The 14,643-nt window shown below is 69.8% G+C and carries 15 protein-coding genes; 10 read left to right on the forward strand and 5 right to left on the reverse strand.

Translation table 11 applies throughout. The annotated features are described in order from the left end of the window. Positions 1–17: 17 nt before the first annotated feature. From EMA17_RS32950 to EMA17_RS32960, 3 genes are all read right to left on the reverse strand, one after another. A complete protein-coding gene (locus EMA17_RS32950) occupies positions 18–686 on the reverse strand; it encodes an iron-containing redox enzyme family protein (RefSeq protein WP_126640828.1) in 669 nt (222 codons plus the stop codon). Between the two features lie 180 nt (positions 687–866). Beyond that, positions 867–1,313, reverse strand: coding sequence for a PaaI family thioesterase (locus EMA17_RS32955; protein ID WP_160161645.1), 447 nt, complete (start codon positions 1,311–1,313; stop codon positions 867–869). Positions 1,314–1,721: 408 nt separating this feature from the next. Further along, positions 1,722–2,705 carry a hypothetical protein gene (locus EMA17_RS32960; protein WP_126640830.1) on the reverse strand — a complete coding sequence of 328 codons (984 nt, stop codon included), beginning with the start codon at positions 2,703–2,705 and terminating at the stop codon, positions 1,722–1,724. Positions 2,706–2,876: 171 nt separating this feature from the next. Between EMA17_RS32960 and EMA17_RS32965 the strand changes: the two genes are divergently transcribed. After that, entirely contained in the window at positions 2,877–3,542 is a 666-nt protein-coding gene (locus EMA17_RS32965; protein WP_126640831.1) for a UbiX family flavin prenyltransferase, read from the forward strand. Positions 3,543–3,685: 143 nt separating this feature from the next. On the opposite strand, the gene EMA17_RS55510 is transcribed toward EMA17_RS32965, so the two are convergent. Continuing rightward, positions 3,686–3,820: a hypothetical protein gene (locus EMA17_RS55510; RefSeq protein ID WP_281290559.1), complete on the reverse strand. Its 135-nt coding sequence runs from the start codon at positions 3,818–3,820 to the stop codon at positions 3,686–3,688. Between the two features lie 180 nt (positions 3,821–4,000). Between EMA17_RS55510 and EMA17_RS32970 the strand changes: the two genes are divergently transcribed. The 7 genes from EMA17_RS32970 to EMA17_RS33000 all read left to right on the forward strand — a co-directional run bounded on the left by EMA17_RS32970 (position 4,001) and on the right by EMA17_RS33000 (position 10,979). Beyond that, positions 4,001–4,459, forward strand: a complete 459-nt coding sequence (locus EMA17_RS32970; protein WP_026219445.1) for an Lrp/AsnC family transcriptional regulator — start codon at positions 4,001–4,003, stop codon at positions 4,457–4,459. Positions 4,460–4,515: 56 nt separating this feature from the next. After that, complete coding sequence (locus EMA17_RS32975) at positions 4,516–5,475, forward strand: threonine ammonia-lyase (protein ID WP_126640832.1); 960 nt, start codon at positions 4,516–4,518, stop codon at positions 5,473–5,475. Positions 5,476–5,555: 80 nt separating this feature from the next. After that, positions 5,556–6,719 (forward strand): aminofutalosine synthase MqnE, encoded by a 1,164-nt coding sequence (mqnE, locus tag EMA17_RS32980; RefSeq protein ID WP_126640833.1) that lies wholly within the window; start codon positions 5,556–5,558, stop codon positions 6,717–6,719. Between the two features lie 298 nt (positions 6,720–7,017). After that, positions 7,018–7,704, forward strand: coding sequence for an SUKH-4 family immunity protein (locus tag EMA17_RS32985; protein WP_126640834.1), 687 nt, complete (start codon positions 7,018–7,020; stop codon positions 7,702–7,704). Then, entirely contained in the window at positions 7,697–8,782 is a 1,086-nt protein-coding gene (locus EMA17_RS32990) for an SUKH-4 family immunity protein (protein WP_126640835.1), read from the forward strand. Before EMA17_RS32985 ends, EMA17_RS32990 begins: the two co-directional genes overlap by 8 nt. Positions 8,783–8,911: 129 nt before the next feature. Continuing rightward, positions 8,912–9,217 carry a DUF4229 domain-containing protein gene (locus EMA17_RS32995; RefSeq protein ID WP_246127059.1) on the forward strand — a complete coding sequence of 102 codons (306 nt, stop codon included), beginning with the start codon at positions 8,912–8,914 and terminating at the stop codon, positions 9,215–9,217. Between the two features lie 457 nt (positions 9,218–9,674). Further along, the gene (locus EMA17_RS33000; RefSeq protein ID WP_126640837.1) at positions 9,675–10,979 is read left to right on the forward strand and encodes a dicarboxylate/amino acid:cation symporter; all 1,305 of its coding nucleotides are present in this window, start codon (positions 9,675–9,677) and stop codon (positions 10,977–10,979) included. A 72-nt stretch (positions 10,980–11,051) separates the two neighbouring features. On the opposite strand, the gene EMA17_RS33005 is transcribed toward EMA17_RS33000, so the two are convergent. Beyond that, the gene (locus EMA17_RS33005; RefSeq protein WP_126640838.1) at positions 11,052–12,065 is read right to left on the reverse strand and encodes a helix-turn-helix transcriptional regulator; all 1,014 of its coding nucleotides are present in this window, start codon (positions 12,063–12,065) and stop codon (positions 11,052–11,054) included. Between the two features lie 74 nt (positions 12,066–12,139). On the opposite strand from EMA17_RS33005, the gene EMA17_RS33010 reads away from it, so the two are divergent. Both EMA17_RS33010 and EMA17_RS33015 read left to right on the forward strand, forming a co-directional pair. Next, positions 12,140–13,894, forward strand: a complete 1,755-nt coding sequence (locus EMA17_RS33010) for an MFS transporter (protein ID WP_126640839.1) — start codon at positions 12,140–12,142, stop codon at positions 13,892–13,894. A 198-nt stretch (positions 13,895–14,092) separates the two neighbouring features. Continuing rightward, a complete protein-coding gene (locus tag EMA17_RS33015) occupies positions 14,093–14,611 on the forward strand; it encodes a GNAT family N-acetyltransferase (protein WP_126640840.1) in 519 nt (172 codons plus the stop codon). Positions 14,612–14,643 lie beyond the last annotated feature (32 nt).

Consider the following 14,643-nt stretch of genomic DNA (forward strand, 5'->3'; position numbering starts at 1 on the left):
CCGTCGGATCCTCGACTCTAGGATGCGATGGGAGTGGTCAGCACATCATCGAACATCCGACTGTAGTAGTGGATCGTCATCCTCCTTCCCTGGATGACGTCGGCCATGTCGGAATCCTTCACCAGCAACTCGTCGACCGCGCGCTTCACGTCTTCGATGTGCTTGGCGTCGAATCCGCCGTGGCTCTTGATGAAGGTCACCTGATTACGTTCGAGGCCGTATCGCTCCCGGAGCACCTGCGCCATGACCTTGCCCAGCTCCGCGCCGAGGCCCTCGGTCAGGCTGGCCACGCCGAGGATGCCCACGGGGTTGCCGTAGGTGGCCATGTAGTAGTTCTGCGAGACCAGTCCCCAGGACCCGGGCTTCGGCGGCACGGCGAGTACCCGCGCCACGTCCTCGCCCAGGTTCCGCAGGTCGTTCATACAGAATTGGTCGTGATTGTTCTCCTCCTGGACCTGCTCGAAGAACCAGTCGCGCAGACCCCGGTAGTCGTCGCCGAGCCGCGCGCCGGCCAGCGACAACATCCGCGAGGTGTGTCGCACCATGTGGTACGTCTCGCGCAGGTAGCTCACGTAATGCTCGCGTTTCATCGCGCCCCCGAGTACGAGCTCGATCAGCCCGTTCTTTTCGATCGAGGCCTTGTAGTCCTCTTCCGTCGCGGCGAGCAGGTCGTCGAAGTTGCTCATGATCGGTGCTCCATTCGTTCCGGCGGGCTGACGGACGGTGGTGGCGACAATCCGGCCGAGGCGGGGTTCGACCGCGGTGCGAGAGCGATGACGAAAAGCGGGACCGGAGGCGGGAACCGGGAGCGGAACGGAAACGGGAGCCGGGGCGGCGGCGCGAACGGCGACGGGGCGACGGGGCGACTAACGGGTTTTCGTCGGCGGCTTCGGGAAGGGGAGAAGCCGGTAGGTGCCGATCGCCCGGGCCAGGGTCCGACCCTCCGTATCGGTCAGCCTCGCCTCCAGGAAGGCCGAGCTGTTGCCCCGCGACGTGATGTGTCCCGTGCCCAGGATCCGACCCACGGAAATCGGTTTCACGAAATCGGTGGACAGGGAGACGGTAACCGGCATGAACTCCGCGTCGGTGAGACCGACGATGGCCGAACCCATGCACTCGTCGAGCATGGCGACAATGAATCCGCCGTGCACGTTGCCGGCCGGGTTGGTGAACTCGGGAAGTGCGGTGAAGGAAAGGTGGATCGAATCCGATTTCTTGTCGAGCTCGAGCAGCGTCCAGTCGACGAGAGCGGCGACCTGCGGCAGATCCCCCAGGCGGTCGAAAACGGTCTCTTCGACGTTCGTATTCGGCACCGGCGATTCTTCTTTCCTCGATTTTGCCGGACATTTCGCGGCTCGACTCGCGCGGCTCGCCCATGCGTCCGACCCATGCACATTCGGCCGCGCTTGTCAGCATGGTGAGGTCGGAGGGCGAATGTCAACCACTCCGACAAGATCATGCGAGAGCGACGGGCGATTAGCACCCGACCGGGTGAAGGCAAATGGACCGGCGGCCAAGATCGCGAATGGAGATCAAATATCCGCCGCCGGGCCGGCGAATCGTGGACCTTCGATCCGACCGATTCCCGGGCCCGCGCCCGACATCCGAGCGTCGGGGTATGGTGCCCGCCCCCGAACGCGACTCGGCCGCCCCGCGCGATGCGGGGCGGCCGAGGAAGCGCGTTCGCGCCGGGAGGGCGCGGGGGTCGAACGGGTCGGGGTTCAGGCGGCCTTGTCGTCGCCGAACATGTCCGACAGGCCACCGCCGAAGGACTTCAGCAGGCCGTTCAGGTCGATCGTCTCACCGGCCGGGGGCGCCTTGGGCGAGACGCCGCCGGAGAGCTTGGAGTACTTGAGGTCGATGGTCACCTCGTTGGTGCCGTCGCCCTTGTCGTCGGCGGTCACCCGCACCGGGAACGGCGTGCCGTTGGCCGCCACGTAGATCGTGGTGACCGTGCCGTCCGCGTCCTTCGCGATCAGCGGGATCGTCTTGACCCCGTTGATGTCGGTGATCGGGCCCTTGGTCAGCTTCGGATGGTCGGTCGGGTCGGACGAGTCGGAGTCGGAGTCCGAGCCGAACAGCGAACCCGCGCCCGGCTTCGAGCCGAAGAGGTTGTCGAGCGACGGAGTGCCGCCGCCCTTCAGCAGATCCTGGCCGAACTTGCTCACGTCGGTGTCGCCGAACTTGACATATTTGCCCTCGACCAGCTTGGCGGCCTCGGTGAACATCGTGTCGAATTGGTCCCCCGACTTCTTGTCACCGGGGGAGGAGGAGCCGGGCCTGCCGGACGGGGAGGCGGCCTCGATCCGCTTGCCCAGGTCGACGACGGTCTGGATGGTGCCGGGCGCGAGCCGGACGTAGAACGCCTTGTCGACCGCGATCAGATCGAGCGCCTTGCCCTGGACGGTCACCTTGCCCTCGGCCCGGTTCTCGGTGCCGATGCGCAGGTCCACGCCGACCGGCGCGTCGTAGATCTTCCCGGTTCCCTCGATGTGCAGGTTCGTGAGGTCCTTGTAGCCGTTCTCGGCCTGCTTGGACAACGCTTCCACGCTCAGTCCCTCGTTCGAGGGACCCTTCGGGTCGAGGGCGTTGCCGCCGGCGGCAACGGATTCGAAGGGGTCTCCCGAGGACGACTCGCCACAACCGGCGGCGAGCAGGACCAGCGGAACGGTCAGGGCCGCGGCGGATATCCGGATCGGACGCACAGTTGAACTCCCGGTCGAGGAACGATCGATGGCATCACGAAGGATGCCTACCCGCATGGTAGGCAGCTTCGTCCACCCGATTACGCCACGGGTGGCGCGTCGGGGCCGAACGGGGCGAGCCACACCCCTCCCCTGCGGGAGTCGCCGGCCCCGCGACGCGACAATGGGGGCATGGACACGGAGCGCGGCAACAAGGGAGAACGACGTCCGTGGCTCGTCGGTGTGTCCGGGGCCTCGGGTACGCCGTACGCCGCCGCGGTGCTGCGCGCGCTGCTGGACGCCGGGGAGGCGGTGGACCTCGTGGTCAGCCGGGCCGCCCGGTTGACCCTGCTCGACGAGACCGGCACAGCGTTTCGGGACGCGCACTGGCGCGACGACCTCACCGCGTGGACCGGGCTCGACGAGGCCGCCCTCGACCGGGTCCGCTACTGGTCGGCCGGCGACCTGGGCGCGGGACCGGCGAGCGGTTCGTACCCGGCCAAGGGCATGGTCGTGGTCCCGGCCAGCACCGCCTCGGTCGCGGGCATCGCCATCGGCCTGTCCAAGGACCTGCTCCAGCGCGCCGCCGACGTCACGCTCAAGGAGCGCCGTCCGCTCGTGGTCGTGCCGCGCGAGACGCCGCTGACCGGCACCACGCTGCGCCACCTGGTCCGCCTCGACGACGCCGGCGCGGTGATCCTGCCGGCCTCCCCGGCCTTCTACGCGGGTGCGCAGGACGTACAGCGCCTGGTCGACTTCGTCGCGGGCAAGGTGCTGGACGTGCTCGGCGTCCACCACGACCTGTACCGGCGCTGGGACGGCGAACTCGGCGGCGCCCGACGCGAGGCGACCGGATGAGCCCGACCCGACAACCGCGGCCCTTCCGGCAACAGCCCTTCCGACAACCGCGGGCCTTCCGACAACCACAGCCCTTCCGACAACCAAAAAGGCCCCCGTGAGAACGGGAGCCTTGGCGGGTCGTGCCGGATCTGCCGAGGTGATCAGCGCCCGGTCTTGCGGCGGCCGACCAGGCGCTTCACACGCTTGAGCGTGCTCGACGGCTGGGTGGCTCGTGAGCGTTCCGCGATCTCATGCAGTTCCTGCATATGGGCGCGGGCCATCTCCAGGGTGTACACGGTGTCGTCTCCCAACGAATCGTCATCAGAGGCTTGTGGCTTCCGATGCCTTTGATTCTAAGGGTTAGAATCGAAACCGTCCAATGAATTACAGGCATCACCGGGGTTTGTGCCTGCGTCATGTCGTAGTCCCCTGGCGGACCCCCGGTGGACACCATCGAATACCTGGAGGAAACGGACATGGATGCCGTCGACCGCAAGCTGATCCAGGCGCTGCGCGGCAACGGACGAGCCTCGTACGCGGAGTTGGGCCGACTGGTGGGCCTGTCCGGACCGAGCGTCACCGATCGCATCAACCGCCTCGAACAGGCCGGCGTGATCACCGGCTACCGCGCCTCGGTCGACCCGGTCTCGCTCGGCCTGGGCGTGACCGCGCTGATCGGGATCCAACTCTCCGACGCGGCCGATCACGACGACGTCAGCCGCCGGTTGCGCGACCTGGACGAGATCGAGGACTGCTGGTTCATCGCCGGTGACGACTCCTTCATGCTCAAGGTCCGGGTCTCGGACATGGAGGGCCTGGAGAACGTGGTCCGGCGCCTGTCCGGCACGCGCGGCGTGGCCCGTACCCGGACCACCGTGGTGCTCTCCACCAAATGGGAGTACCGCGCCGCCGAACTGCCCGAACCCACCGAATAGCCGCACCCCGACCGGTATCCGAGTGATCGTCGACGCGCCCTCGTAGGGTGGCGGACATGACGAATCCGGTGACACTCGAAGACCTCCGGGCCGCACAAAAGCGCATCGCGGGCACGGCCGTACGCACCCCGCTGCTGCCGTCCCTGCACGGCGACGCCGACCGGCCGCTGTGGCTCAAGCCGGAGAGCCTGCAGCCGATCGGCGCGTTCAAGATCCGCGGCGCTTACAACGCGATCGCGGCGCTGACCGACGCCGAACGCTCGCGCGGGGTCGTCGCACACTCCAGCGGCAACCACGCGCAGGCGGTGGCCTACGCGGCCCGCCTGTTCGGCGCCAAGGCGGTGATCGTGATGCCGGACACCACCCCGCAGGTCAAGATCGACGCCACCCACGCGCTGGGCGCCGAGGTGGTGATCGTCACCCCGGAGCGGCGCGACACCGCCGCCGGGGAACTGGCCGAGGAGCACGGCTACGCGTTCGTACCGCCCTACGACGACGCGCGGATCATCGCCGGCCAGGGCACCGCCGGCCTGGAGATCACCGAGGACCTGCCCACCGTCGACACCGTGCTCGTCCCGGTCAGCGGCGGCGGCCTGATCTCCGGCATCGCCGCCGCGGTCAAGCTGACCAGCCCGCACACCAAGGTGATCGGCGTCGAGCCCGAACTGGCCGCCGACGCCGCCGAGTCCTTCCGTACCGGCGTGCGCACCACGTGGTCCACCACGCAGACATACCGCACGATCGCCGACGGCCTGCGCACCACGTCCGTGGGCGTGCTGCCGTTCGCGCACATCCAGGCGTACGTGGACGACATCGTCACCGTCACCGAGGACCAGATCCGCGAGGCGATGCGCTTCCTGGGCCTGCGCGCCCGCCTGGTCGCCGAACCCGCCGGCGCCGTCGCCACCGCGGCCTACCTCTTCCGCGAGGACGTGCTCCCGGCCGGACGCGAACACGTCGCCGTGGTCAGCGGCGGCAACGTCGACCCCGCGCTCTACGCCGAGGTGATGGCCTGAGCGGGCGCGTCCGGGGCCGGGCGTAACCTCGTACAAGCCGCGCAGCGGCGGACAAGAAGACCAAGAGGGAGTACTCACGCATGGACGCGGGCCTGCGCAGGGAGATCGAGGACAAGGTTTTCGCCGGGGAACGCCTGAGCCGTGAGGACGGCATCGCGCTCTACGCGAGCGACGACCTGGCGTGGCTCGGCGGGCTCGCGCACCACGTGCGGACGGTGAAGAACGCCGACAAGGTGCACTTCAACGTCAACCGCCACCTCAACATGACCAACGTGTGCAACGCGTCGTGCGCCTACTGCTCGTTCCAGCGCAAGCCGGGCGAGAAGGACGCGTACACGATGCGCATCGAGGAGGCCGTGCGGCTCGCCAAGGAGATGGAGCCGGACGGGATCACCGAACTGCACATCGTCAACGGCCTGCACCCGACCCTGCCGTGGCGCTACTACCCGAGGTCGCTCGGCGCGCTCAAGGAGGTGCTGCCGAACGTCGCGCTCAAGGCGTTCACCGCGACCGAGATCCACTGGTTCGAGAAGATCTCCGGCCTGTCCGCCTCGGACATCCTCGACGAGTTGATGGACGCGGGCCTGGAGTCGCTGACCGGCGGCGGCGCGGAGATCTTCGACTGGGAGGTCCGGCAGCACATCGTCGACCACGACACCCACTGGGAGGACTGGTCGCGGATCCACCGGCTCGCCCACTCGAAGGGCCTCAAGACGCCCTGCACGATGCTCTACGGCCACATCGAGGAGCCGAGGCACCGGGTCGACCACGTGATCCGGCTGCGCGAACTCCAGGACGAGACCGGCGGATTCCAGGTCTTCATCCCGCTGCGCTACCAGCACGACTTCCACGACAGCAGGGACGGCATCGTCCGCAACCGGCTCCAGGCCCGGACCACGATGGCCACCGGCGCCGAGGCGCTGAAGGTGTTCGCGGTCTCCCGGCTGATGTTCGACAACGTCCCGCACGTGAAGTGCTTCTGGGTGATGCACGGCCTGGCCACCGCGCAACTCGCGCTCAACCACGGCGCGGACGACCTCGACGGCTCGGTGGTGGAGTACAAGATCACCCACGACGCGGACGACTTCGGCACGCCGAACAAGATGACCCGCGACGACCTGCTCGAACTGATCCGGGACGCGGGCTTTCGCCCGGTGGAGCGCAACACGCGCTACGAGACGCTGCGCGAGTACGAGGGCCCGGACCCGGCCCGGCGCGACACGCCGCAGCCGATGAAGCTCTGATCCGACGCGGTCGAGGACGATCGGCGACGGGGGAGCGGGGCGATGCGGGACGGTGCGCGCGCGGACGCGGCGGCATTCGTGCGCGCGTTCGGCCCCGTCGCCGAGGCCGCGCTGCTGCGGCTGTATCCCGAGCCGCGCGAGCCCGAGGACGGGATGCTCGTGCCGGGCGAGTCCGGGTGGCTCGCCCCGAGGGTGATCCTGCTCGACCCGGGGAGCGGGCGGGTGTACTCGCACCCGGGCGAATCGGAGTTGTCGGCCGCGGGATCCGGGGCGGGCCGCGCGTGCGGCGCTCGGGCGGGTGCGCGCGTACGAGCCCGGGATCCCGGCGAGCGATCCCGACGTGTGCGCCTTCCGGCGGGCGGCCCTGCCGGTGTGGCCGCTGCTGCACGCGCCCGGGCCGGGGCGAGACGGGCTGCGGCTCGGGCTCACGCACACCGGCTTGGCCGCCGACCTCGGGCGGGAGCGGGTGGTGCGGATCACCACGGGGAACATCCCCGACGTGCTCGACTCCCACGCGCCGTCCCGGCGCTTTCTCCGCGACGTCGGGTTGGTCGACGCGCCGCCGGTGTGCCCGGACCCGGATCGCCCGCTGTGGGTCGGCGCGCTCGACGCCTTCGACCCCGATGGTCATCGGGATCCGCCGAACGCGGCGCGGCTGGTGCGGATCGGCGGCGTGGACGTGATCGGTTCGCGCGTCGACCTGCTTCCGGACGCCGACGACGGCCGGGTGCACGGCTGGTATCGCGACGACGAACCGGAACTGTTCCCGATCGCCGCGGACCCGTCCACGCTCGCCTTCGCCCAGTGGTCGATCGTGCGGGTGCGGGAGTACGACCGCGAGTTCGCGATCACCGACGACTACGACGGCCTGGCCGCGATCATGACCGCCGTACCGGGCACCGTGGACCCGATGGCGGTCCGCGGGCCGGCCGCGTACCGGCCGAACGTGTTCGACGACGAGGCGGGAGGACTGCTGTATGGCTGACGCGTTGCGGATCGCGATCACCCGGCGCGACGTCGAGGAGTGGTTCGGGCCCGACGAGGTGGTCCGACACGACCTGCCCGGGATCGCCCACGAACCCACCCGGCGCTTCCTGGCCGAGGTCGGCCTGCCCCGCCGGGCGGCGCTGATCGGCTTCGAGCCCGACGCCGAGCCCGACCCCGGTCGGGACGGGCGGATCGTGCTCGGCGCCTACGGCTCGCTACGCACGGCCGACCAGGCGGTGCTGCTCGACGGCGCGACCGGCCGGGTGTTCGCCGAGGAGCGCTACGGCGACCCGGCGCTGATGTCCGTCGACGTGTCCACGCTGGTGCGCAACTGCGCCCTGGTCGAGGCGATCCGCCCCGGCCGTGGTCCGGTGCGCACCGCCGAGGAACTGATCGACCTGCTCGGCGAGACCGAACCCGAGTTGAACCCGGGGCACTCGTTCTGGCACACCTCCTTCGCGCTGTGGCAACTGCGCCGCGCGGCGCTGCCCGGGGACGGCCTGGCGGTGCGGATCACGCCCGCCATGCTCGACCTGGTCTACGAGAACGAGTTCTCCGGCTACGAGGAGCGGCAGCTGCCCGCCGCGATCACGCACGAGCCGACCCGACGGTTCCTGCTCGACGTCGGGCTGATCGACGCGTGGGCGTATCTGGACATGCGCAGCGACGGCAAGCCGCTGCCGACCCTCGCGGAGTTGGCCGCCGAGCGCCGGGCGGACTGGGACGACGAGCCGGAGCCGCCGGCCGACGCGGAGCACCTGGTGGTGCTCGGCTACGTCAGCGAGGACGGCGATCTGCTCGTGGACGGCCGCACCGGCGTGGTCCGGCGTTGGAACACCGGCGGCGACGAGCCGTTTCTCGACACGCTCGACACCGACCTGTCCACACTCGCCTTCACGATGTGGGTGATCGGCCGGATGCACCGGCAGGGCGAGCGGTTCGGGATCGGCATCCACGACGTATGGGAGTCGATCGCGGTCGACCTGCTGTCGTCGGTGGACCCGCTCGCCTGGGCCGAGCCGGGCGGCTATTGGGAGGACATGATCCTGGACGGCATCAACGGACTGGGCCCCTGAGCCGGGTCGGATCGCCGATTCGGGGTCGGGATCCGGGTCCGAAATGGGGGATGCTTGACTGGTAGTGGCGGCCCGGGCTCGCGCCCGCGGCCTCTCGTACCGCGTCCGCCAGTGGAACCGAAGGTGACCATGTCGAATCCCGCGCTGCGTTACTCGCTCTACCGGCTCGGCATCTTCGCCGCACTGTTCGCGGCGGCCATGGGTGTGTTCGGCCTGTTCGACATGGACGGCGGCGGCAACGTCTTCATCGCGATCGCCATCGCCGCGGGGCTGTCGGCGGTGATCAGCTACCGATTCCTCGACGCGCAGCGCGAGGCCATGTCCGAGGCCCTGTACAACCGGGTGCAGGCGGCCAAGGACCGGATCGCCGAGGACAACCGCGCCGAGGACGAGGCGACGGGCGCGATCTCGCCGCGCTCCAGGGAGGCCTCCTAGGGCGTGTCGTGCCCCGGGACGTCGCGTAAGCGAGGTGTGGCCGTCGGTGTCCGGCGGTGTCCGTTCCGTAATTCTTTGCGTTTATCGGTTTGCTGTCGCTATCCTCGCCTCATGATCGGTGCAGGCGACACGCAGATGACACACGGTGCGGTGGGTTTCCCGCTCGTGTCACGTCGTCATGTCGACCTGGGCCGTTGCGCCACCGCGCTGTGTTGCGGCTGACCGCTGCCGTGCCCCCGTCGGGTCGACGCCTTCACGCTCGTCGTCCCGACCGCCCGCACGTCGGCCTTTTGCGGCCGTTCTGCGCGAAGTAACGCTTCCTCGTAGTTCTTCCTGCGGGCACTCGGGTGCCTTTTGATGCGCAGGTTCACGGCCGCTCCGTACCGCCACCCTCCGTCCCCCACGGTGCCCGTTCAGGAGCCCTGCCTTGTCATCAGCAGTCGATTCCCTCAAGACATTGAAGCGAACGCCCTTTTGGGCGCAGATAGCCGCCGGTCTCGTGCTCGGTGTGGTCCTCGGCTTCATCGCCAAGGAGTACAGCGTCTCGTGGCTGACCGAGACCCTCGACCAGATCGGCACGATCTTCGTCCAGCTGCTCAAGCTGGCCGTACCGCCGCTGGTGTTCACCGCGATCCTGGTCAGCGTGGTGAACCTGCGCAACGTGAACAACGCCGCCCGGCTCGCCGCCCGCACGCTGATGTGGTTCCTGATCACGTCGCTGATCGCGGTCGCCATCGGCCTGACCATCGGCCTGATCACCAACCCGGGTGACGGCTTCAAGCTGCCGGCCGACCCGGGCAAGGCGCCGAAGACCAACGGCGACTGGCTCGACTTCCTCACCGGCATCATCCCGACCAACATCGTCACCGCGTTCTCCGAGGTCAAGGTCCTGCAGATCGTGTTCCTCGCGGTCGTGCTCGGTTCCGCGATCCTGTCGGTCGGTGCCAAGGCCGAGCCGCTGGTCAAGGGCGCCGAACTGGTCCTGGAGATCATCCAGAAGGCGCTGTGGTGGGTCATCAAGCTGTCCCCGCTGGGCACGCTCGGCCTGATCGGCACCTCGGTCGCCACCTACGGCTGGGACCTGATCAAGCCGCTGGGCACGTTCACCGCCGACATCTACATCGGCTGCGCGCTGGTGATGTTCGTGGTCTACCCGCTGCTGCTCTGGCTGGTCGGCAAGGTCAACCCGCTCAACTACTTCAAGGGCGCGTGGCCGGCCATCCAGCTCGCCTTCGTCTCCCGCTCCTCGGTCGGCACCATGCCGGTCACCCAGAAGGTCACCGAGCGCCTGGGCGTGCCGAAGGACTACGCGTCCTTCGCGGTGCCGTTCGGCGCCACCACCAAGATGGACGGTTGCGCCGCGGTCTACCCGGCGATCGCCGCGATCTTCGTGGCCGAGGTCTACGGCGTGAACCTGGGCATCAAGGAATACCTGCTGATCGCGTTCGTCTCGGTGATCGGCTCGGCGGCCACCGCCGGTCTCACCGGCGCGATCATCATGCTGACCCTCACGCTCAGCACGGTGAACCTGCCGCTGGCCGGCGTCGCCCTGCTCCTGGCGATCGACCCGATCCTGGACATGATGCGCACCGCCACGAACGTGGCCGGGCAGGTGGTCGTGCCGATCCTGGTCTCCGCTCGGGAGAAGACGCTCGACCTGGAGATGTACAACAACCCGCGTGACCTGGAAGCGCCGGACGAGCCGGTCAAGCCCCACGTCCCGCTCCAGAAGACCCCGGAGCGCGAACCGGTCTCCGTCTGACCCACCCCGAACCGACGCCCCCGATCCCCTCATGCCGAGGGGGGTCGGGGGCGTCGTCGCGTCGGCCCCGGGTCAGCTCGGGGAGGGGTCCTCGGCCGGTGCGGGCTCGCGCTCGGGCTCGGCGGTCGGGGTCGGGGTGGCCGCCGTGTAGCGGCGGGCCAGGGTTCGGATGTGGTCGACCAGTTCGGGTGGGTCCTCGATTTCGAAGTCGGCGTCGAGCAGGCCGATGTAGACGGCCAGGCTCTCGATGCTGGGGGCGCTGGTCTCGAAGACGCAGGTCCGGTCGTCGACCACCGCGAACGAGCCGAAGGCGGGCGGCACCCGGTCGGCGACCGTGCCGATCGGGGCGTGCACCAGCACCCGGGCCCGGTACTGCCCGCGCGCGTTCTGCACACCCTGGTTGACGAAGGCGGCCACGTCGCCGTCGGCGGGCAACTCGCGCGGAGTGAAGCGCGGTCCGTGCGGTGGACGCGGGGTGATCCGGTCCAGCCGGAAGGTGCGCCAGTCCGTGCGTTCCAGGTCCCACGCGACCAGGTACCAGCGGCCCATCCGGTGCACGAGGCGATAGGGCTCGACCCGGCGCGAGGACTCCTTGCCGTCGTGCGAGCTGTAGCGGAAGCGCAGTTGCTCGTGGTCGCGGCAGGCGCCGGCGAGTACGGTCATCACGTCCATGTCCACCGCCGGGCCGGTCGCGCGGACCGGGACGGTGTACTTCTGCAGCGCCTTCACCCGGCGGTGCAGCCGGGACGGGAGCACCTGGTCGAGCTTGCCGAGCGCGCGCAACATCGCCTCGTCCATGCCGTCCACCACGCTGCCCGCGGCGATCCGCAGACCGACCACGACGCTGACCGCCTCCTCGTCGTCGAGCAGCAGGGGCGGCAGCGCCTTGCCCGCGCCGAGCCGGTAGCCGCCGACCACCCCTCGACGTGCGTCGACCGGATAGCCCAGACTGCGCAGGCGTTCGATGTCGTAGCGGACCGTCCGGCCGCTCACCCCGAGCCGTTCGGCGAGCTCGGGACCGGTCCAGTCGGGCCGCGTCTGCATCAGCGAGAGCATGCGCAGCAGGCGCGCGGAGGTTTCCAACATGAGCCGAAGTCTGCCGGCTCCGGGCGTGATGAACAGGAACGAACCTTGCCTGTTTGAACCCTAGTGTCGGAGACGTGGAAAAGAGCCCGGAAATCAGCGGCGAGCACACCCTCGCCACCCCGTCGTCCCCGTCCTCCCGGCCCGTCGTCGGCCCCCGGCAGCGTTGGCTCGGACTCCTCGTGGTGCTCGCCGCCACCCTGATGAACCTGCTCGACTCCAGCGTGGTGGGCGTCGCGGCACCGGCGATCCGCCGGGACCTGGGCGGCGGCTACTCCAGCCTCCAGTGGATCGCGGCGGGCTACACGCTGGCCCTCGCGGTGGGCCTGCTCACCGGCGCGCGGCTCGGCGACATGTACGGCCGCAGGTTCATGTTGATGGTCGGTGTGGTCGGCTTCGTGGCCCTGTCGGTGGCCTGCGCCGCAGCGTGGTCGCCGCAGACGCTGATCGTGGCGCGGGTGCTCCAGGGGTTGTTCGGGGCGCTGATGATCCCGCAGACGTTCGGGCTGCTCCGGGACCTGTTCCCGCCGGCCGAGCTCGGCAAGGCGTTCGCGGTGTTCGGCCCGGCGATCGGGTTGTCCACGGTGCTCGGGCCGATCGTCGCGGGTGTGCTCGTGGACGGCGACGTGTTCGGCACCGGGTGGCGGATGATTTTCCTGATCAACCTTCCGCTGGGCGCCTTCGCGCTGTTCGTCGGCGGGCGGGTGTTGCCGAAGGTGGCGCCGAGCGAGCCCGGCGGGCGGCTGGACGTGGTCGGCATGGTGCTCGCCGGGGTCGGCACCTTCATGCTGGTGCACCCGCTGGTACAGGGCCGCGAACTGGGCTGGCCGCTCTGGTCGTTGATCGAGTGCGGCGCGTCGCTGCCGGTGCTCGCCGGGTTCGCGGTGTACCAGCTGCGGCGGCAGGCGGCGGGCAGGGCGCCGCTGATTCGGCTCGGGGTGTTCCGGCGCCGGTCGTACGCCTCGGGTGTCGGGTTCGTGATGGTGTTCTTCGGCGCGATCGTCGGCATCTCGATGGCGATCGGGCTGTTCCTCCAGCTGGGCCTCGGGTACACGCCGACCCGGGCGAGCCTGACCATGGGCGCGTGGGCGGTCGGCGCGTTCGTGGGGTCCGGGTTCAGCGGTGTGGTGATGGGCAGGCTCGGTCGGCGCATCCTGCACATCGGGCTGACCGTGATGGCGGCGGGGACCGGCTGGCTCTACCTGGTCTTCAGGCAGGCCGAGACGGGCCTCGGCAGCGGCGACCTGCTCGGTCCGCTGGCGGTGTTCGGCCTCGGGATGGGCATGATCTTCGTCCCGGTCTTCGACATCATCATGGGCGAGGTCGAGGACCACGAGGTCGGCTCGGCGTCCGGTGCGCTGGAGTCCCTGCAGCAGCTCGGCGCCTCGCTGGGCATCGCGGTCCTGGGCACGGTGTTCTTCGGTGTGATCGGCGCCCAGGCCACGCACAACTTCGACACGTCGGCGGCGCCGAGGCTGCGCGCGGAGATGAGCCTGGCGGGCGTGCCGACCGGGACGCAGGACTCGATCGTGACCGGCCTGCGGGCCTGCCTGGACGACCGGGAGAACGCCACCGACCCGGACACCGTCCCGGCGAGCTGCCGCACCCTCCGGGTACCGCCGGCCGCGACCGCCGCGGTCGCCGAGGCGAGCGCCGACACCCACACCCGCTCCTCGCTCGACGCGATCCGCCGCACCACCCTCCTGGCCTTGGCCCTGACCGCGGTCGCCTTCGCCCTGGGCTTCCTCCTCCCGAAGCGGGCACGGGAGAACCAGCTCGCCGAGGCCACCCCGGAAAGCCTCACCGAAACCCGCGAACCGGCCCTGGTCTGAGGCCCGTTCCCCGTGCCGCCGCCCGGCCCGGACCCCGAAAGGGGCCCGCGCCGGGCGGCGGCGCGTCTCCCCCGTGACCACGCTTCGCGGAGTCGGCTCGGCGTCCACTTCGGCCACATCGGCCACGGCCCCGCCGACCGCCGGCGATCGGGGCGGGGTTGGTCGGGGGCCGAGCGAACGGCGCGGGAGAATGGTTGTATGACAATGCCAGTCCGGCTCTCCGCGATCGATCTCGTCACGTACACCCCCGGTCTGGCCGCGCTGCTCGTGGACGCGGTGGACGACGGGGCCGGGGTCGGCTTCCTCGCCCCGCTGCCGATCGACGCGGCCGCCGAGTGGTGGGCGACGCAGGCGGCCGAGATACGCAACAACCGGATCATCGTGTGGGCGACCTCGGACCACGAGGGCGTCACCGGGACCATCCAGCTCCGCTTCGCCGGCATGCCGAACAGCCGGCACCGCGCCACGATCTCCAAGCTGCTCGTGCACCGACGTGCCCGAGGCAACGGCATCGCCCGCGAACTCCTGTCCACCGCCGAGCAGTTCGCCGCCGCGTCCGGCCGCAGCCTGCTCACCCTGGACACCCAGACCGGCAGCGGCGCGGAGCGGCTGTACAAACGCGCCGGCTGGATCGAGTCGGGCGCCATCCCGTCCTACGCGGCGGACGCCTCGGGTGTGCTGCGCTCCACCACGATCTTCCACAAACACCTGGCCTGAGCCGGACGAGCACCCGGCCCGAGCCGGACCGG

Source organism: Embleya hyalina (genome assembly GCF_003967355.1).
GTDB classification, from domain to species: Bacteria; Actinomycetota; Actinomycetes; order Streptomycetales; family Streptomycetaceae; genus Embleya; species Embleya hyalina.

Coding starts and splice junctions, on each gene's coding strand:
- EMA17_RS32975 (WP_126640832.1), top strand. CDS start 4,516: ATGACGAATCCGGTGACACTCGAAGACCTCCGGGCCGCACAAAAGCGC.
- EMA17_RS32965 (WP_126640831.1), top strand. CDS start 2,877: ATGGACACGGAGCGCGGCAACAAGGGAGAACGACGTCCGTGGCTCGTC.
- EMA17_RS33005 (WP_126640838.1), bottom strand. CDS start 12,065: ATGTTGGAAACCTCCGCGCGCCTGCTGCGCATGCTCTCGCTGATGCAG.
- EMA17_RS32995 (WP_246127059.1), top strand. CDS start 8,912: ATGTCGAATCCCGCGCTGCGTTACTCGCTCTACCGGCTCGGCATCTTC.
- EMA17_RS32970 (WP_026219445.1), top strand. CDS start 4,001: ATGGATGCCGTCGACCGCAAGCTGATCCAGGCGCTGCGCGGCAACGGA.
- EMA17_RS32990 (WP_126640835.1), top strand. CDS start 7,697: ATGGCTGACGCGTTGCGGATCGCGATCACCCGGCGCGACGTCGAGGAG.
- EMA17_RS33015 (WP_126640840.1), top strand. CDS start 14,093: ATGACAATGCCAGTCCGGCTCTCCGCGATCGATCTCGTCACGTACACC.
- mqnE (WP_126640833.1), top strand. CDS start 5,556: ATGGACGCGGGCCTGCGCAGGGAGATCGAGGACAAGGTTTTCGCCGGG.
- EMA17_RS32950 (WP_126640828.1), bottom strand. CDS start 686: ATGAGCAACTTCGACGACCTGCTCGCCGCGACGGAAGAGGACTACAAG.